Origin of the sequence: Frateuria hangzhouensis, from assembly GCF_026410505.1 — a bacterium.
Lineage (GTDB): Bacteria > Pseudomonadota > Gammaproteobacteria > Xanthomonadales > Rhodanobacteraceae > Frateuria_A > Frateuria_A hangzhouensis.
Genome location: NZ_JAPMIU010000008.1, coordinates 17,876 through 35,299, shown reverse-complemented (window position 1 = coordinate 35,299; position 17,424 = coordinate 17,876). Strand labels below are relative to the sequence as shown.

General features: G+C 66.9%; 14 protein-coding genes. 5 read left to right on the top strand and 9 right to left on the bottom strand.

Going from position 1 to position 17,424, the window contains the following annotated elements; genetic code table 11:
- Positions 1-168: 168 nt before the first annotated feature.
- On the bottom strand, positions 169-1,620 hold the full coding sequence (locus OSC30_RS10140; RefSeq protein ID WP_267171731.1) for a bifunctional 2-methylcitrate dehydratase/aconitate hydratase: 1,452 nt from the start codon (positions 1,618-1,620) through the stop codon (positions 169-171).
- 484 nt (positions 1,621-2,104) lie between these two features.
- Here OSC30_RS10140 and OSC30_RS10135 point away from each other — a divergent pair, with 484 nt between their 5' ends.
- A complete protein-coding gene (locus OSC30_RS10135; protein WP_267171730.1) occupies positions 2,105-2,782 on the top strand; it encodes a TerC family protein in 678 nt (225 codons plus the stop codon).
- 55 nt (positions 2,783-2,837) lie between these two features.
- On the opposite strand, the gene OSC30_RS10130 is transcribed toward OSC30_RS10135, so the two are convergent.
- The 3 genes from OSC30_RS10130 to prpB all read right to left on the bottom strand — a co-directional run bounded on the left by OSC30_RS10130 (position 2,838) and on the right by prpB (position 5,966).
- Positions 2,838-3,698: a porin family protein gene (locus OSC30_RS10130; protein WP_267171729.1), complete on the bottom strand. Its 861-nt coding sequence runs from the start codon at positions 3,696-3,698 to the stop codon at positions 2,838-2,840.
- A gap of 158 nt (positions 3,699-3,856) precedes the next feature.
- Positions 3,857-5,002, bottom strand: a complete 1,146-nt coding sequence (gene prpC, locus OSC30_RS10125; protein ID WP_267171728.1) for a bifunctional 2-methylcitrate synthase/citrate synthase — start codon at positions 5,000-5,002, stop codon at positions 3,857-3,859.
- Between the two features lie 76 nt (positions 5,003-5,078).
- Positions 5,079-5,966, bottom strand: coding sequence for a methylisocitrate lyase (prpB, locus tag OSC30_RS10120; protein ID WP_267171727.1), 888 nt, complete (start codon positions 5,964-5,966; stop codon positions 5,079-5,081).
- A 319-nt stretch (positions 5,967-6,285) separates the two neighbouring features.
- On the opposite strand from prpB, the gene OSC30_RS10115 reads away from it, so the two are divergent.
- The 4 genes from OSC30_RS10115 to OSC30_RS10100 all read left to right on the top strand — a co-directional run bounded on the left by OSC30_RS10115 (position 6,286) and on the right by OSC30_RS10100 (position 11,286).
- Entirely contained in the window at positions 6,286-7,602 is a 1,317-nt protein-coding gene (locus OSC30_RS10115; protein ID WP_267171726.1) for a dicarboxylate/amino acid:cation symporter, read from the top strand.
- A gap of 171 nt (positions 7,603-7,773) precedes the next feature.
- On the top strand, positions 7,774-8,337 hold the full coding sequence (gene ahpC / locus OSC30_RS10110) for an alkyl hydroperoxide reductase subunit C (protein WP_267171725.1): 564 nt from the start codon (positions 7,774-7,776) through the stop codon (positions 8,335-8,337).
- A gap of 198 nt (positions 8,338-8,535) precedes the next feature.
- Positions 8,536-10,116 carry an alkyl hydroperoxide reductase subunit F gene (gene ahpF, locus OSC30_RS10105; protein WP_267171724.1) on the top strand — a complete coding sequence of 527 codons (1,581 nt, stop codon included), beginning with the start codon at positions 8,536-8,538 and terminating at the stop codon, positions 10,114-10,116.
- Between the two features lie 153 nt (positions 10,117-10,269).
- Positions 10,270-11,286, top strand: coding sequence for a MerR family transcriptional regulator (locus OSC30_RS10100; RefSeq protein ID WP_267171723.1), 1,017 nt, complete (start codon positions 10,270-10,272; stop codon positions 11,284-11,286).
- Positions 11,287-11,543: 257 nt separating this feature from the next.
- Here OSC30_RS10100 and OSC30_RS10095 read toward each other — a convergent pair whose 3' ends face one another.
- The 5 genes from OSC30_RS10095 to OSC30_RS10075 form a co-directional block, all read right to left on the bottom strand.
- Positions 11,544-12,530, bottom strand: a complete 987-nt coding sequence (locus tag OSC30_RS10095) for a malate dehydrogenase (RefSeq protein ID WP_267171722.1) — start codon at positions 12,528-12,530, stop codon at positions 11,544-11,546.
- Between the two features lie 58 nt (positions 12,531-12,588).
- The gene (locus tag OSC30_RS10090) at positions 12,589-13,788 is read right to left on the bottom strand and encodes an aminotransferase class I/II-fold pyridoxal phosphate-dependent enzyme (RefSeq protein WP_267171721.1); all 1,200 of its coding nucleotides are present in this window, start codon (positions 13,786-13,788) and stop codon (positions 12,589-12,591) included.
- Between the two features lie 243 nt (positions 13,789-14,031).
- The gene (locus OSC30_RS10085) at positions 14,032-14,541 is read right to left on the bottom strand and encodes a peptidylprolyl isomerase (protein ID WP_267171720.1); all 510 of its coding nucleotides are present in this window, start codon (positions 14,539-14,541) and stop codon (positions 14,032-14,034) included.
- Positions 14,542-14,618: 77 nt separating this feature from the next.
- Positions 14,619-16,304, bottom strand: a complete 1,686-nt coding sequence (locus tag OSC30_RS10080) for a trehalase family glycosidase (RefSeq protein WP_323374209.1) — start codon at positions 16,302-16,304, stop codon at positions 14,619-14,621.
- Positions 16,301-17,284, bottom strand: a complete 984-nt coding sequence (locus OSC30_RS10075; protein ID WP_267171719.1) for an alpha/beta hydrolase — start codon at positions 17,282-17,284, stop codon at positions 16,301-16,303. The genes OSC30_RS10080 and OSC30_RS10075 overlap by 4 nt, the downstream gene beginning before the upstream one ends.
- Positions 17,285-17,424: the final 140 nt, after the last annotated feature.

The window sequence follows — 17,424 nt, the reverse complement described above, 5'->3', positions numbered from 1 at the left end:
GTGAGGCCTTGTTCAGCAAAGCCCTTTATCCATTCCTACCTGAATGGCGTGGACATGGTGTGAATACAAGTAAACCCGGCTCTGGGGCCGGGTTTACTGTGCAATGCATTGCAGGCGCGAACCTGTTTTTTTCATTGCCGGGTAATGGCAGTGCCCGGCTAATTGTGCTTAAAGCGTGAAAAGGCCGAGAAACCGCTGGATAGGCATGGCATCCAGTGCCGTCGTATCCGATGTCGCCTCCAGGATCGCCTTTACCCGATGCGCCGGCAGGTGGTCGCGCAGGGCCGCCTCGAACTTCTTCAGCAACACCGGAATGCCTTCGGCGCGACGCTTGCGGTGGCCGATCGGGAAGTCGATGGAAACCTTTTCGGTGGACGAGCCGTCCTTGAAGAACACCTGCACCGAGTTGCCGATGTAGCGCTTGTCCGGATCGAAGTAGTCCTTCGTGAACTGCGGGTTCTCGCGCACCTCCATCTTCGCGCGCAGCGCATCGATGCGCGGGTCGGCGGCGACGTCGTCGTTGTAGTCGCCGGCGGTCAGGCGGCCGAAGATCAGCGGCACCGCCACCATGTACTGGATGCAGTGGTCACGGTCGGCGTAGTTGGCCAGCGGGCCGGTCTTGTCGATGATGCGCACGCCCGCTTCCTGCGTTTCGATGACGATCTTCTCGACCTGGTCGAGCTTGTCCGCCACTTGTGCGTGAAGCTGCATGGCGCACTCCACCGCGGTCTGCGCGTGGAACTCCGCCGGGAAGCTGATCTTGAACAGCACGTTCTCCATCACGTAGCTGCCGAAGGGGCGCTCGAATTCGAAGGCATTGCCCTTGAAGGCGACGTCGTAAAAGCCCCAGGTCTTGGCGCTGAGCGCCGAGGGATAGCCGACCACGCCGCGGTAGACCGCGTTGATCGCGTGCGTCACGGCGCGGCGGCAGGCATCGCCCGCGGCCCAGCTCTTGCGCGGCCCGGTGTTGGGCGCGTGGCGATAGGTGCGCAGCGCGCCGTTGTCGATCCAGCTATGCGACACGGCGGTGGTGATCTGCTCCTTGCTGCCGCCGAGCATCGCGGTGGCCACCGCGGTAGAGGCCAGGCGCACCAGGATGACGTGGTCCTGGCCGACGCGGTTGAAGCTGTTCTTCAGTGCGTAGCAGCCCTGGATCTCGTGGGCCTTGATGGCGTAGTCGAGCACGTCGCGCACGGTGAACGCCTGGCCGCCCTCGCGCTCGGCCTTGCGGCTGAGGTAATCGGCCACCGACAGGATCGCGCCAAGGTTGTCCGACGGATGGCCCCACTCGGCGGCCAGCCAGGTGTCGTTGAAGTCGAGCCAGCGGATCTGGGTGCCGATGGCGAAGGCGCCCTGCACCGGATCGAGCTCGTGGCTGGTACCCGGCACGCGCGTGCCGCCCGGCAAGTTGGCGCCCGGCACCAGCGGGCCCAGGTGTTTGACGCACTCGGGAAACTTCATTGCCAGCATCGCCGTGCCGAGCGAGTCGAGCAGCATGTAGCGCGCGGTGTCGTAGGCCTCCTTCGACTCGATCCGGTAGTCGGCCACGTAATTGGCGATGTCGACCATCGGCTGGTCGGGATCGGGACGGACGGCGGAGCGGATGTCGTGGGCACTCATGAAGGCTTCTCGCGGCGGGAAAAACCGCCATTGTATCCGCCGCGCGCCCGATTGCCCCGCCATCCGCCGTGAACCACCTGTGGGAGCCGCCTTGGCCGCGACCACCATTCGGCCGCCGCGGCGACGAGGAACAACGCGGCCACGCCTGATCAACGCTGGCCGGAAACCGCACTGCGGTCCTTAGGGTGGGCCTCAGCCTACCTTGCGATGGCGATGGTGGGCTGAAGCCCACCCTACGGCCCACCGGCGCGCGGCCGAAAATCACCTTGACCGCTGCCAGCGCCGCCTCGACAATCGCCCGGCACCCAAAGGGGAGTAGTTCCGGCGCCGCGATTCGTTCGCGGCCCCGTGCGGTGGTCGTCATCACGGGCGTGCTCACGCCCCGGTCACCCCGGCGAGCTTCTCGCGAACGAGACTTTTGCGGTGGCGGCGGGCGTGCGCGTGTCCGGCGCCATCGTCATGAGTCACGCGCGGGAAACCTTCCATGGAACTTAGCGGTACCGATTTCTTCTCCGGCCTGCTGGCCATCATCCTGCTCGACCTCGTGCTCGCCGGCGACAACGCCATCGTGATCGCACTGGCCGCGCGCAACCTGCCCAAGTCGCTGCAGAAGAAAGCGGTTTTCTGGGGCACCTTTGGCGCGGTGGCCGTGCGCGTGGCGCTGACCGCGGTGGTGGTCTACCTGCTCAAGCTGCCCGGCCTGATGCTGGCCGGCGGGCTGTTGCTGCTGCCGATCGCCTGGAAGCTGCTCAAGCCGGGCGCCGAGGAAGGGCACGAGGTCGGCGCCGCCGACAACTTCTGGGCCGCGTTGCGCACCATCGTGGTGGCCGACGCGCTAATGGGCCTGGACAACGTGCTGGCGATCGCCGGCGCCTCCAAGGGCCACCTGGGCCTGGTGGTGCTGGGCCTGCTGATCAGCGTGCCGCTGGTAGTGTGGGGATCGACGCTGATCCTGAAACTGATCGAACGTTTCCCGATCATCGTCTACATCGGCGCGGGCGCGATCGCCTGGACCGCGGGCCGCATGATCGCCCACGACCACCTGCTCAGCGGCTGGTTCGACGCCTATCCGTGGGCGCGCTGGGTGCTGGATGCACTGCTCGTGGCGGGCATCTGCGGTGGTGGGTGGCTGTTCCATCACCGCAAGCGGCAACCCGCCTGAGTCGAGGCATCGCGTGCGCTGCGATCCGCAGCGCACGCGATGCCCGTCCGTCGCCTTACCAGCGCAGGTTCACGAACGCCGACGGACCGCTCAGGGTCATGTCCAGGTCGGCGTCGTAAGCGCTGCGGTTCCAGTGCAGCTTGATCTGGCTGTAGCCGTATTCCAGGCCCAAACCCAGGTTCTGCCACGGCAGCCACTCCACACCCAGAGCGGCGTTGTAGATGTGGCCACTGATGCGGCCGCCGTTCTTGCGCACGCCCGAGGCGTCCAGGTACGCGCGCCAGTGATCGTTGAAGGTGTGGCGCCAGCCCAGTTGCAACATGGGTGCCCAGGCGCTGTCGTTGCTGTTGGCCACGACCGACACCGTTTCCTCGCCGCCGGCGCCAAGGTCGTAGCTGCCATCGCCGGCCAATGCGGTCTTGACCCGATACCAACCGGCACCCAGGCCGACGCCGTAGGCGTCGTCGCCCTGCCCGAACCACCAGCGCCAGGCGACGCTGCCGAAGTCGAAATCCAGTTTGGCGCGGACGTCCGCGTTGGCGCTGTAGTTCACGCCGTCGTAGCTGATGTCGCGTGCGAGCACCTGGTGACTGGAACGGTCGATGCTGTAGTAGTCCAGCGCCAGGCCCTGATGCTCGCCGATCAGGAAGTCGGCGCGCACGCGCGGGACGGTCTTGTCCTTCTTGAAGCCCAGGTCGTCCTCGAGATTGATGGTGCCGCTGAGGGTGCCGCTCGGATCGCCCATCGAGACGTCCGTATCCATGTTGGCGTAGTAGCCGCCCAGGCGGATGCTTGCCCGGTCAGGGAGCGCGGTCGAATCCTGCGCCAGGGCCGCGGTACTCGCCAGCGCGAGCGGAATCAGGACAACGCCCGCGCCAAGCGCGGACCACGACGGACGTTTTGCTGGATATGGCATGCGGGAGACTCTGTCGGGGAAGGCGGGCCATCGTAGCCAGCACCCGCGTGGACAGGTCGTGGACAGCAGGCGCTCCGATCCGCTCTTCGCAGCGCTCCACTCGTGGGCGATGCGTCCAGGGCATCGCCCACGAGTGGGCTCCTACGGGGGATTCGCCCTCAGCGCTTTTCGATCGGCATGTAGGCCTGGTCTTCGGGGCCGGTGTAGTTCGCGCTCGGGCGGATGATCTTGCCGTCCTGGCGCTGCTCGATCACGTGCGCGCTCCAGCCGGAGGTACGGGCGATCACGAACAGCGGCGTGAACATGGCCGTCGGCACGCCCATCATGTGATACGCGCTGGCCGAGTACCAGTCCAGGTTGGGGAACATCTTCTTCAGTTCCCACATCAGCTTCTCGATGCGCTCGGACACCTCGAACAGGGTCGGGTTGCCACCCTCGGTGCAGAGCTTGCGCGAGATCTCCTTGATGATCTCGTTGCGCGGGTCGGACACCGTGTAAACCGGATGGCCGAAGCCGATAATGATTTCCTTCTTCTCCACGCGGGCACGGATGTCCGCCTCGGCCTCGTCGGCGCTCCGGTAGCGCGAGATGATCTCCATCGCCACTTCGTTGGCGCCGCCGTGCTTGGGACCGCGCAACGCGCCGATCGCGCCGGTGATCGCCGAGTACATGTCCGAGCCGGTGCCGGCGATGACGCGCGCGGTGAAGGTGGAGGCGTTGAATTCGTGCTCGGCGTAGAGCACCAGCGACTTGTCCAGCGCCTGCGCGTGCAATTCGCTGGGCGCCTTGCCGTGCAGCACGTGCAGGAAGTGCGCCGCGATCGAGTCGTCGTCGGTCTGGGTCTCGACGCGCTTGCCGTTGTGGCTGAAGTGGTACCAGTACAGCAGCATGGAGCCGAAGCTGGCCATCAGGCGGTCGGCGATGTCGCATGCGCCGGTGAGGTTATGGTCTTCCTTCTCCGGCAACACCGTGCCCAGCACCGAGCAGCCCGTGCGCAACACGTCCATCGGATGGGTCGCGGCCGGCAGCAGCTCCAGCGCGCCCTTGACCGGCGCCGGCAGGCCGCGCAGGCGCTTGAGCTTGGCCTTGTAGTTCTGCAGTTCGGTCCAGTTCGGCAGGCGGCCGTGCACCAGCAGGTGGGCGACCTCCTCGAAGCTGCCCTTGGCGGCCAGGTCATGGATGTCGTAGCCGCGGTAGTGCAGGTCGTTGCCGCTGCGGCCGACCGTGCACAGCGCAGTGTTGCCGGCGGGAACGCCGGACAGCGCGACGGATTTCTTGGCCTTGGGGAGGACTTGCTCGGTCATCGGGTGTCTCCTGAAGTGCAGGTAGTGTTCCGTTCTGTTTGTCGCAGGAGCCCGCGGGCTCCTGCGAAGGCACGGGTCAACTCTTTCTGGCGAACAGCGCGTCGAGCTTGCGCTCGTAGTCGTGGTAGCCGATGCGTTCGTACAGTTCCTCGCGCGTCTGCATCTGGTCGATCACGTTGCGCTGGTGGCCATCGCGGCGGATCGATTCGTACACGTTCTCGGCCGCCTTGTTCATGGCGCGGAAGGCGGACAGCGGGTACAGCACGATGCCCACGCCGGCGGTGCGCAGTTCGTCCACGCTGAACAGTGGCGTCTTGCCGAACTCGGTGATGTTGGCCAGCACGGGCACCTTCACCGCATCGACGAAGCGGCGGTAGGTGGGCAGGTCGTAGGCCGCTTCGGCGAAGATCCCGTCGGCGCCGGCTTCCACGCACTTGATGGCGCGTTCGATCGCCGCGTCCACGCCGTCCACGGCGATCGCGTCGGTACGGGCGATCAGGAAGAAATCGGGATCGGTCCTGGCATCGGCGGCGGCCTTGACGCGGTCGGCCATCTCGCTGGTGCCGACGATCTCCTTGCCGGGACGATGGCCGCAGCGCTTGGCGCCGACCTGGTCTTCGATATGGCAGGCGGCGGCGCCGAACTTGATCAGGCTCTTGACCGTGCGCGCGATGTTGAACGCGCTCGGGCCGAAGCCGGTGTCGATGTCCACCATCAGCGGCAGGTCGCAGACGTCGGTGATGCGGCGCACGTCGGTGAGCACGTCGTCGAGCGTGTTGATGCCCAGGTCCGGCAGCCCGAGCGAGCCGGCCGCGACACCGCCGCCGGAAAGGTAAATGGCGCGGTAACCCGCGCGCTGCGCGAGCAGGGCGTGGTTGGCGTTGATCGCGCCGATCACCTGCAGCGGCTGCTCGGCGGCGAGAGCGGCGCGGAAACGCGCGCCGGGGGATGCTTGGCTTGCCATGTCGCCTCCGGGGAAAAGGAGCATTTTAGCGTACTGGGGCGTCGGAGCTTCGCGGCGGTGACGGGCATGGCGCCGGATCTGCTCCCTCCCCTGCTTGCAGGGGAGGGCTGGGGAGGGGTGCTATTTCGCTCCGGACGGGCGACCCCCTCCCAACCTCCCCCTGCAAGCAGGGGAGGAGCCGATTCCGTCGTACGGGCAAACACGCGATTGCGCAGGGAAGGCAGCGCGCGCCAGCGCCCCGTGCAGGAGCAACAGATGCAGGTTGGCGGGCGGATCGCAGGATCTTGCGATCCGCCCACACATTCGTCACATTCGCTCCATGAGCACATCCGCACCTTTGGCGACACGCATTCTCTGGGGCTTGGTCATCGGCGTGGTGGCCGCGGTGGTCACGCTGGGTATCGGGCAGTTCCACCCCGCCACGCTGGAGGCGATGCAGGCGCTGTCCACGGCGGTGTTCGATCCGCTGGGGCAGATCTTCCTGCGCATGCTGTTTTTCGTGGTGATCCCGCTGGTGTTCGCCTCGCTGGCCTCGGGCGTAGCGCAGCTGGGCCGGCTGGACCGGCTCGGCCCGCTGGCGCTGCGCACGTTCGGCCTGTTCTTCGCCAACATGCTCATCGGCGTGGCGATCGGCCTGGTAATGATGAACGTGCTGCAGCCGGGCCATCACCTGGCCGAAGGCGCGCGCGCGCTGCTGATGCAGGAATACGGCGGCGGTGCCATGCAGGCGGTGGAGCGCAAGGCCGAACAGCCGGGGATGAGCTTCGCCGTGCTGGTGGAGATGTTCATGCCGCGCAACCTGTTCGGCGCGTTCGTGGGCAACAGCCGCAACGCGCTGGGCGATGTGCTGCCGTTGATCGTGTTCGCGATCCTGGTGGGCGCCGCCGCCACCGTCCTGCCCGAGGACAAGCGCCGCAAGGTGCAGGACGGGCTGGACCTGATCAGCGAGGTGATGACCGGCATCGTCGGCTTCGCGCTGCGGCTGGCGCCCTACGCGGTGCCGGCGATGATCTACAGCGTGATCGTCAAGGTCGGCATGGAGGTGGTGCTGATCCTCTCGGTGTTCGTGGTCGGCTGCGCCGCGGCGCTGATGCTGCACCTGTTCGGCACCATGTCGCTGTGGCTGCGCTTGCTGGCCCGGCGCTCGCCGCTGGGTTTCTTCCGGCAGATCCGCCCGCTGCTGATCACGGCGTTCTCCACCAGCTCCAGCAGCGCCTGCCTGCCCGCCTCGCTGGCGGTGGCTCGCGACGAACTCCGGCTTTCGCCCAGTACCGCCGGCTTCGTGCTGCCACTGGGCGCGACCATGAACATGAGTGGCACCGCGCTGTTCGAGGGTTGCGTGGTGCTGTTCGTGGCGCAGGCCTTCGGCATCGAGTTGTCGCTGCTGCACCAGTGCGTGCTGATGCTGCTGGCGGTGCTGAGCGCGGTGGCGGTCGCCGGCATCCCGGGCGGCTCGCTGCCGCTGATCGCCGGCCTGCTGGCCACTTTTGGCGTGCCGCCGGAAGGCATCGGCATCGTGCTCGGCGTCGACCGCATCCTTGACATGCTGCGCACCACGGTCAACGTCGGGAGCGATATCGTTACCGCCGCGGTGGTGGACCGGCAGGTACGCCCCGCCGCCGCGGCCGCTTCCTGACGGCCGCTACCGCGGTGGTGGCGGGCGTTGCCAGCCGGGCACGCCCGCGCCCGGCTGGCCGCCACCATCATAGTCCGCGTCAATCACTCCCATCCCGACAATCAATTGGATTGATCGGTCAGGGAGGCCTATCCTTTCTCGGGTCAACCCACCACAAACGAGGAGACAGCGATGTCCTTGATCAATACCGAAGTCAAACCCTTCAAGGCGCAGGCCTTCAAGAACGGCAAGTTCATGGAAGTGACCGATGCCGACCTGAAGGGCAAGTGGTCGGTGGTGTTCTTCTACCCGGCCGACTTCACCTTCGTCTGCCCGACCGAGCTGGAAGACCTGGCCGACAACTACGCCGAATTCCAGAAGCTGGGCGTCGAGATCTACTCGGTCTCCACCGACACCCACTTCGCGCACAAGGCGTGGCACGACACCTCCGACGCGGTCAAGAAGATCCAGTACACCATGATCGGCGATCCGACCCATGCCGTGTCGCGCAACTTCGACGTGCTGATCGAAGCCGACGGCATCGCCGACCGCGGCACCTTCGTGATCGACCCCGCGGGCAAGATCCAGATCATGGAAGTCAACGCCGGCGGCATCGGCCGCGACGCTTCGGAGCTGCTGCGCAAGGTGAAGGCCGCCCAGTACGTGGCCGCCCACCCGAACGAGGTCTGCCCGGCCAAGTGGAAGGAAGGCGAGAAGACCCTCGCTCCTTCGCTGGACCTGGTCGGCAAGATCTGATCAGCCCGCTCTGATCGACCGCACCACCGGAATCCGGGCGCACGCCGCCCGGATTCCCCAGGCGGCACCCGACCGGGTGCTTGCAGCAGCGGCCTGGGCCGCATGGCGCCCCTCCCCCCGGCGCCCCCTCCCCGCCCGCGACCCAGGCCGCTCCTGCAAGCGCCCTTCCCCACTTCCCTTCGTTGTCTGGAGCCCGACATGCTCGACACCAACCTGAAGAACCAACTCCAGGCCTACCTCGAAAAGCTCGTCCAGCCGATCGAACTGGCCGCCTCGCTCGACGACAGTGCCAAGTCCGCCGAGCTGGAGGAACTGCTGACCGAGATCGCCTCGCTGTCGGACAAGATCATCCTGGTGCGCCGCGATGACGAGGCGCGCAAGCCGTCGTTCGCGATCAACCGCGTCGGGACCGACGTCAGCGTGCGCTTCGCCGGCATCCCGCTCGGCCACGAATTCACCTCGCTGGTGCTGGCGCTGCTGCAGGTCGGCGGGCATCCGTCCAAGGCGGCCGCCGAGACCATCGAGCAGGTGCGCGACCTGGACGGCGACTTCCGCTTCGAAACCTATTTCTCGCTGTCCTGCCAGAACTGCCCGGACGTGGTGCAGGCGCTCAACCTGATGAGCGTGCTCAATCCGCGCATCCAGCACGTGGCGATCGACGGCGCGCTGTACCAGGGCGAGGTCGAAGCCCGCCAGGTGATGTCGGTGCCGACCGTGTTCCTCAATGGCGAGCTGTTCGACCAGGGCCGCATGAGCCTGGAGCAGATCGTGGCCAAACTGGACGTGGGCGCCAGTGCCCGCGAGGCGGAAAAGATCAAGGCCAAGGATGCCTTCGACATGCTGGTCGTCGGCGGCGGGCCGGCCGGTGCCGCGGCGGCGATCTACGCCGCGCGCAAGGGCATCCGCACCGGCGTGGTGGCCGAGCGCTTCGGCGGCCAGGTGCTCGACACCATGAGCATCGAGAACTTCATCTCGGTCTCCTATACCGAGGGGCCCAAGCTCGGTACCGCGCTGGAGCAGCACGTGCACGACTACGACGTGGACGTGATGGACCTGCAACGCGCCGAGACGCTGGTTCCCGCCAGCGACGCGACCGGCGGCCTGGTCGAGGTGCAACTGGCCAACGGCGCGACCGTGAAGTCCAGGGCGGTGGTGCTCTCCACCGGAGCGCGCTGGCGGCAGATGAACGTGCCCGGCGAGAACGAATACCGCAACAAGGGCGTGGCCTACTGCCCGCATTGCGACGGCCCGCTGTTCAAGGGCAAGCGCGTGGCGGTAATCGGCGGCGGCAACTCCGGCGTGGAAGCGGCAATCGATCTGGCCGGGCTTGCCAGCCACGTGACCCTGATCGAGTTCGACAGCCAACTGCGCGCGGACGATGTCCTGCAGCGCAAGCTGCGCAGCCTGCCCAACGTGGACATCATCGTCAGCGCGCAGACCACCGAAGTGCTCGGCGACGGGCAGAAGGTCAGCGCACTGGTCTACAAGGACCGCGTGGGCGGCGACATGCACACGCTGGAGCTCGAAGGTGTCTTCGTGCAGATCGGCCTGCTGCCGAACACCGAATGGCTCAAGGGCACGCTGGAGTTGACCCCGCGCGGCGAGATCGTGATCGACGACCGCGGCCAGACCTCGCTGCAGGGAGTGTTCGCCGCGGGCGATGCGACCACGGTGCCTTACAAGCAGATCGTCATCGCCATGGGTGCGGGTTCGACCGCGGCGCTGGCGGCCTTCGACCACCTGATCCGCACTTCGGCGCCCACCGCCGTCGCCGCCTGAGCTGTAGGAGCGCACCCTGTGCGCGACCGTCGGCCACATCCCGCCGCGCAGTCGCGTACAGGGTGCGCTCCTGCAATTCTTTGAAAAATCGCTTGACCCTCACGTAACGTCATCCCGGAAAGTGCCCGCCACGCATCCGAGGAGACTTAGGCCATGCCGCTGACCGTCGGCGAACTCGCCCGCCGCTGCGGGCTGACCGTCCGCACGCTGCACCACTACGACGCCATCGGCTTGCTCCAGCCCTCGCTGCGCTCCGATGCCGGCTACCGGCTTTACGACCGCGCCAACGTGGAACGCCTGCATCGCATCCAGGCGCTGCGCCAGCTCGGCCTGTCGCTGGCCGACGTCGGAACCGTCCTGTCCGGACCCGCGCAACCGCTGGACCAGGTGATCAACCGCCAGATCGCCCAGCTCGACCAGGAACTCGAGCGGGCCACGCGCCTGCGCAACCGGCTGGTGGCGCTTGGCGGGCAGGTTGCCGCCGGACAGTCTCCCGACCTGGCCGAATGGCTGGACACGCTGGAACTGATGACCATGTACGAAAAATATTTCTCGCCCGAGGAACTGAAAAACCTGCCGCTGCACAACGATCCGGATGTCCTGGCGCAATGGAATGCGTTGATCGGGCAAGTGCAGGCCGCGATGGATCGCGGCGTGGCGCCCGGGTCGCCGCACGCCCACGCCCTGGCATTGCAGTGGATGGAAGCGGTCCAGCGCGGCACCGGCCACAATCCCGGCTTCATCAGCCGCCTGAAGGCCATGCAGGACAACGAGCCGGAGCTGCGCGAACGCAACGGGATCACGCCCGCGCTGGAGCGCTTCATCGAGCAGGCCCTGGTCGATGCTCGATTGGCGATTTTCGAACGGTACCTGCTCCCTCCGGAAATGGAACGCATGCGCGCCAATTACGGCAAGCAGATGTACGACTGGCCGCCGCTGATCGCCGACGTGCGCAGCGCCATGAACGCCGGCACCCCGCCCTCCGACCCGCAGGCGCAGCAACTGGCCCGGCGCTGGATGGAACTCTTCCGCAGCTACGCCGGCGACGATCCAGCCACGCACGCGCGCATTCGCGAGGCCTACGCGAACGAACCTGACCTGCGCAGCGGAAGTACGGTGGACCAGGCGATGCTGGCGTACGTGCGGCAGGCAACGCTGGCGGCGGGATAGGCGGGCAGCAGGCGTTTCGAACCCGCACGAACGTCATCCCCCGCAAGAACGGCCTCTTACCCCCGACCCCCTCCCCGGAGGGAGAGGGAGCAGCATCCGGGGATCGTGCGCGATAAAGTGGTTTGCCGCTCCGCTCCCTCTCCCTTCCGGGGAGAGGATTGGGGTGAGGGGCCAAGGCTGGCGTGGAGTCCCGGCCGGACGCCGGCAAGAAAAAGGGCGGCCCAAGGCCGCCCTTCTCCAACCACCCTCAGGCAGTTTTACTTCTTCGCGAACAGATGCTCCACGCCACCGCGCTCCTCGCGCAGTTCCTTTTCGGTCGCATCCATCCGCGCACGCGAGAACTCGCCGATCTCCAGGCCCTGCACGATCGTGTACTTGCCGTCCTTGCAGGTCACCGGGTAGCCGTAGATCACGCCCGGCGCGATGCCGTAGGAGCCGTCGGACGGGATGCCCATCGAGACCCAGCTGCCCTCTTCCGTGCCCAGTGCCCAGGAGCGCATGTGGTCGATCGCGGCCGAGGCGGCCGAAGCGGCCGACGAGGCGCCGCGAGCCTTGATGATGGCCGCGCCGCGCTGCTGCACGGTGGGGATGAAGTCGCCTTCGTACCAGGCCTGGTCGACCAGCGACAGCGCCGGCTTGCCATCCACGGTGACGTGGTGCAGGTCCGGGTACTGGGTGGAGCTGTGGTTGCCCCAGATGGTCATCTTCTTGATGTCGGTCGAGTGCTTGCCGGTCTTCTCGGCCAGCTGGCTCATGGCGCGGTTGTGGTCCAGGCGCACCATCGCGGTGAAGCACTTCGGATCCAGGTCGGGCGCGTTCTGCTGCGCGATCAGCGCGTTGGTGTTGGCCGGGTTGCCCACCACCAGCACCTTCACGTCGCGCTTGGCGTGGTCGTTCAGCGCCTTGCCCTGCGGCCCGAAGATGGCGCCGTTGGCTTCCAGCAGGTCCTTGCGCTCCATGCCCGGGCCGCGCGGACGGGCGCCGACCAGCAGCGCGTAGTCGACGTCCTTGAAGGCGACGTTGAGGTCGTCCGTGGCCACCACGCCGGCCAGCGTCGGGAAGGCGCAATCGTTGAGCTCCATCACCACACCCTGCAGCGCGGGCAGCGCCGGGGTGATTTCCAGCAGGTGCAGGATGACCGGCTGGTCCTTGCCCAGCATGTCGCCGGCGGCGATGCGGAAAAGCAGTGCGTAGCCGATCTGGCCAGCGGCACCGGTAACGGCAACTCGAACGGGGGCTTTCATCGTTTGTCTCCGTGATTCGGGATTCGGGATGCGGGATTCGGACAGGCGATTCCCAGTGCTACTGGAGTTCGGCGAAGAACTCCTGGATGCGCTTCAGGCCCGGCTCCAGCTGGGCCGTCGGGCAGGTATAGGAGATGCGCAGCGAATGCGGTTCGCCGAAGGCCGAGCCCGGCACGCAGGCCACGCCCTTGGCCTCGAGCAGCGCCGCGCAGACGTCCACGTCGCTGTTGATTGGCGTACCGTTGTGCGACTTGCCGAAGGCGACGGAGATGTCCGGGAAGGCATAGAACGCGCCCTGCGGGCGCGGGCAGATCACACCGGGGATCGCGCGCAACGCTGCGACCACGATGTCGCGCTTGCCCGCGAACTCCGCGCACTTGGCCTGCGGTACGTCCTGCGGGCCGCTGAACGCGGCCACCGCGGCAGCGGTGATCACCTCCGGCACGCTGGTGATGTGGTTCGAATTGAGCGTAGTGACCGCCTTGGCCACGACTTCGGGCCCGGCCAGCATGCCCACGCGCCAACCGGGCATGCCGTAGGTCTTGGACACCGAGTCGACGAACACCAGCCGCTCGCGCAGCTCGGGACGGGCGAACACGAAGTTGTGGTAGCCGATCCCGTCGAACACCATCGAGTTGTAGATGTCGTCGGTGACGATCCAGGTGTCCGGGTAACGCACCAGCACGTCGGCGAGCGCGGCGATTTCCTCGGCCGTGTAGACCATGCCGGTCGGGTTGGACGGGTTGTTGAACAGGAACACCTTCGGCTTGCGCTTGAGGGCTTCCTCGAGCTGTGCTGGCGCCAGCTTGTAGTTCTGCGTCGACGGGCACGGCAGCACGTTCATCCTGGCGCCGGCGATGTCCGCGATGTCGCGGTAGGTCGTCCAGTACGGCGCGGCGAAACAGATCTCGTCGCCCTCGTCGAGCAGCGCCTCGGCCAGGTTGTAGAGCACCTGCTTGGCGCCGATGCCGATGGACAGGTTCATGCGGCCGTAGCCGGAGAAACCGAGCGCCTCGATGTGTTTCAGGAAGGCATCCAGCAGCGGCTCGGCGCCGCGGTTGCTGCCGTACTGGCCGGAATCGTGGCTGAGCGATTCGCGGGCAGCGGCGTAGACGTGCTCACCCGGCAGGAAGTTGGGCACGCCGATGGAAAAGCTGATGATGTCCCTGCCCTGCGCCTTCAACTGCCGGGCTTTTTCGGCGATGAGCATGATCGCGCTGGGCTTGGCGCGGCCGACACGGCGGGCGAGCTGGGGCATGGCTTCCTCGGAGGTGTGGGAGTGAGGCAACCGGCGGATTTTAGCATGGGGCCGGAGCGCTCCCGCCCGGCGGACCTGGAGCAGGCGGCCCGACCGAAAGTATGTTGCAGGCGCCCACTTGCGGGCGATGCTCCTGCCCTGGTGGACCATCCAGAGCAAAGTGCATCGCCCACAAGTGGATTCCTACAAGCGATACGCCTGATCCAGGCCCCCAGCGGGGCCGACGGACTGGATCAGCGCGGATCAACCGCGCTGGTCGAGCGTCCCGTTCCACTCCTTGACGCGGTCGGCCTGGGCGGCCAGCAGCGCGTCGACGTCGCCTTCGACGGTCACCTTCTCGATGGTGTCGCCCTGGCGGACCGCGTTGACCACCTTCTGGTCGTCGTCGCCGGCCACCTCGCCGAACACGCTGTGCTTGCCGTCCAGCCACGGGGTCGGGCCGTGGGTGATGAAGAACTGGCTGCCGTTGGTGCGCGGGCCGGCGTTGGCCATGGACAGCACGCCCGGCTTGTCGTGCCGCAGCGAAGGATCGAACTCGTCCTCGAACTTGTAGCCCGGGCCGCCGGTGCCAGTGCCCAGCGGGCAACCGCCCTGAATCATGAAATCGTTGATGACGCGGTGGAACGACAGCCCGTCGTAGTAGCCGCGGCGGGCCAGGTTGACGAAATTGGCGACGGTCACCGGCGCCTTGTCCTCGTGCAGGCGCAGGTGGATCGGGCCGCGGTTGGTCTCGAACGTGACGTTGATGGTCATGGCAATCCCTTTGGAACGTGGGCGATAGGCCGGCAAGGATAGCGCAGCGGCCAGCCCTCGCCCGTGAACCGGCTGCATCAACGCACTGCGGCCGCCCCTGCCTCCTGCGCCGGGGCGGGTACCCGTGCTGGCGCGCCCTGCAGCAACTGATGGGACTTGAGGTAGACCGCGTTGGTCCAGCCGAAACCGATCACATTGGTGGTGTAGCCGGCGGTGATCTTTACGTCCGCGTTGCCGAGCGCCATGTTGTATTTCTCCCGGATGGTGCCGTCGTGGGCGAAGCCGGTCTCCACGGTGGTCATGAACTTGCGCGCCAGGCGCCGCGCGTCGTCGTGGAAGCCATAGGCATCCAGGCCCGAGATCGCCAGCCAGTTGGTCGGCGCCCAGCCGAACGGTTCATCCCACTGCGCGCCGCTGCTCAGGTTGTCCATCGACAATCCGCCCTTGCGCTCGAACACGGCCAGGTGCTTCTGAAGCGCGGCCGCCTGCGCCTTGGTGGCGAGCCCCGCCCACAGCGGCCAGTAAGTGGTGACGTAGGGCTGGGTGGATGGCTTGCCGGCGATGAAGTCGTAGTCCATGTACATGCCTTGCTCCGGCTGCCACAGGTATTTGTTCATGGCGGCCTTGCGGCGCGCCGCGGCCTGCGCCCACTGCTGCGCCTCGGCCACCTTGCCCAGTTGCAGGGCAAGGTCGTGCAGGTCGCGCTCGTAGCGATAGAGCAGGCTGTTCAGGCCGACGCCCGCGTAGTGGTGGGTGGCGCCGCCGTAGGGTCCGAAGTGGAAGTTGGTGTCGAAACCGGACTCGCGCATGGCGCGATCGCCCAGGTAGTAGTCGGCGCTCAACCGGTAGTCCTGGGCCCAGGCGCCGGCGCAGACGTCGGATGCCTCGACGTCACAGCTGCTGGTCTTGAGCTTCGCCTTTTCGGCGGCATCCGGATGATCCGACGCCTTCACCAGGTAACCGGGGTCCTTTTTCGGGTGGGCCAGTACCCAGGCGATCACGCCGCGGTAGTACTCGCTGCCGTGCATTTCGGGCACCGGACCCTGTCCCAGGTCGAAGTAGCGCGCCAGGCCGGTATCGCCGGCGCGGTGTTCGGCGCGCGTCCAGATGTGGTAATTCGCCACCGCCAGCGGATAGGCGCGGGCCAGCCAGGCGTGGCGTTCTGCCTCGTCCTTGAAGGCGCCGGGCGCGGCCAGCACGTCGGCGACCATGCGGCTGAGGAACGGCGGCTGCGAGCGGGTCAGGTAGTAGGTGCGATTGGCGTTGAGCACGCCGCCGTAGTGCTCGACCTCGAACAGCATGTTGTCGGTCATGTCGCGCGCCAGGTCGTCGCGGTGGTCGGCGAGCAGGCCCAACTGGATGAAGTAGCTGTCCCAGCCGTACATCTCGTTGAACTGGCCGCCGGGCACCACGTAGGGCCGCGGCAAATAGAGCAGGCCTTCGGCCGGCAGCGTCGAAGGCATCAGGTCGCCCAGCTTTTCGATCCGCCTGGGCAGCGTGCGCACCTCGACCTTGCAGCGGCTGGCGACCTCGTCGATACCCTCGGGCCTGGCCAGGCCCGCCGGCAAGTAGAGCACCGGGCGAGCGTCCATCTTCGGGTCATGCAGCGCCGAGCAGTCCTGCAGCGAACGCGTGAGCGTGTCCCAGGCCTTGTGGATATAGGCCTGCGTCTTCGCCGGGCTGGGCGTGGCGGCGCCGGCGGCGGTGGAAAGGATCAGCGCGGTGGCGCCGAGCAGGGAGGCGATCCGTTGGCGGCTCATCATGGACGGGCTTCCTCTTGCGGTGGGGCGAGGTGGCGCTCGAAGAACGCCACTATGGTGCGGTAGGCCTGCCTTGACTCGGGCAGTTCGGGGTCGGAAAAGAACGAGTGCCACATGCCTTCCCAGACGTGCAACTCAGCTTCGACGCCGGCCTGTGCGAGCAACGCCTGGCTGTGCACGACCGAACTCATCGCCATGTCGCGCGTGCCGGTGATGAGCAATGTCGGCGGGAATTGCTTCAGCAACGCGGGCGACAGGCCCGGCTGCACCATCGGATCGCTGGCGTCGACGCCAGCGAAATACGGCAGCATGGCAAGGTCCAGCGACGCCGCCGGCACGCCATGGCCGTTCAGCAGCGGCCCGACGTAGGCCGAGTCGCCGGCCATGGTCACCAGCGAGCCGCAGAAGGTGCCGATCGCGCCGGGCACCGGCAACTTGTCCGCGATGAAGCGGGCCACCGCTTCGCCGGTGAGGATGCCGCCGGCGGAGCAGCCGTAGATGCCGATCTCTCCCGGGCGATGGGTCTCAAGCAATGTGCGGTAGACGGCCTCGACATCCTCGCTTGCGGTGGGGAAGCGATACTCGGGCCCTTGCCGGTAATCCAGCGTGATCACCCGGATACGGCCCAGGCTGGCGATCGGGATGGCCTCGACCAATCCGCCGCTGCCGGCGCCCCACAGGAACGCGCCACCATGCAGGTTGATCAGCACGCGATGGCGATTGGCCGCGCTCACGCCCTGCGCCGGCAGCAGCACATCAGCACCCACGCCGGCGATGGTCTGGTGCTGGATGGTGACCGGATAGCGCTTGCGCATGCGCGCGGCGCGATCGCTGTTGAGGCGATCGTAGAAACCGCGGCTGCGCTCGATCGGCGCGCTGAGTGGCGGCGCCTTGGCGCCCGCCGCGAGCATCTTCGGGAAGAATGTCCGGGCCTCGGATGAAGCGAACTGCGAATACGGAATGGCCACGGAAGTGGCGGTCACGGTGCCGTCGGGCTTCACGCCCGCCGCGCGCTGGTCCGCACGGGCCCCCATGCATCCAAGACTCAGCAGAGCGGCGAGCAGCAACCCCGCCCGGCGAAGGCCCGCTCTGTGCCCTGCTCGCGGACGAAGGATGAAGAAAA

Excerpts from the sequence above, each read along its gene's own strand:
- OSC30_RS10090 (WP_267171721.1), bottom strand. The coding sequence starts at position 13,788 with ATGCCCCAGCTCGCCCGCCGTGTCGGCCGCGCCAAGCCCAGCGCGATC.
- OSC30_RS10115 (WP_267171726.1), top strand. The coding sequence starts at position 6,286 with ATGAGCACATCCGCACCTTTGGCGACACGCATTCTCTGGGGCTTGGTC.
- OSC30_RS10100 (WP_267171723.1), top strand. The coding sequence starts at position 10,270 with ATGCCGCTGACCGTCGGCGAACTCGCCCGCCGCTGCGGGCTGACCGTC.
- ahpF (WP_267171724.1), top strand. The coding sequence starts at position 8,536 with ATGCTCGACACCAACCTGAAGAACCAACTCCAGGCCTACCTCGAAAAG.
- OSC30_RS10135 (WP_267171730.1), top strand. The coding sequence starts at position 2,105 with ATGGAACTTAGCGGTACCGATTTCTTCTCCGGCCTGCTGGCCATCATC.
- OSC30_RS10095 (WP_267171722.1), bottom strand. The coding sequence starts at position 12,530 with ATGAAAGCCCCCGTTCGAGTTGCCGTTACCGGTGCCGCTGGCCAGATC.
- prpB (WP_267171727.1), bottom strand. The coding sequence starts at position 5,966 with ATGGCAAGCCAAGCATCCCCCGGCGCGCGTTTCCGCGCCGCTCTCGCC.
- ahpC (WP_267171725.1), top strand. The coding sequence starts at position 7,774 with ATGTCCTTGATCAATACCGAAGTCAAACCCTTCAAGGCGCAGGCCTTC.
- prpC (WP_267171728.1), bottom strand. The coding sequence starts at position 5,002 with ATGACCGAGCAAGTCCTCCCCAAGGCCAAGAAATCCGTCGCGCTGTCC.
- OSC30_RS10080 (WP_323374209.1), bottom strand. The coding sequence starts at position 16,304 with ATGATGAGCCGCCAACGGATCGCCTCCCTGCTCGGCGCCACCGCGCTG.
- OSC30_RS10085 (WP_267171720.1), bottom strand. The coding sequence starts at position 14,541 with ATGACCATCAACGTCACGTTCGAGACCAACCGCGGCCCGATCCACCTG.
- OSC30_RS10140 (WP_267171731.1), bottom strand. The coding sequence starts at position 1,620 with ATGAGTGCCCACGACATCCGCTCCGCCGTCCGTCCCGATCCCGACCAG.
- OSC30_RS10130 (WP_267171729.1), bottom strand. The coding sequence starts at position 3,698 with ATGCCATATCCAGCAAAACGTCCGTCGTGGTCCGCGCTTGGCGCGGGC.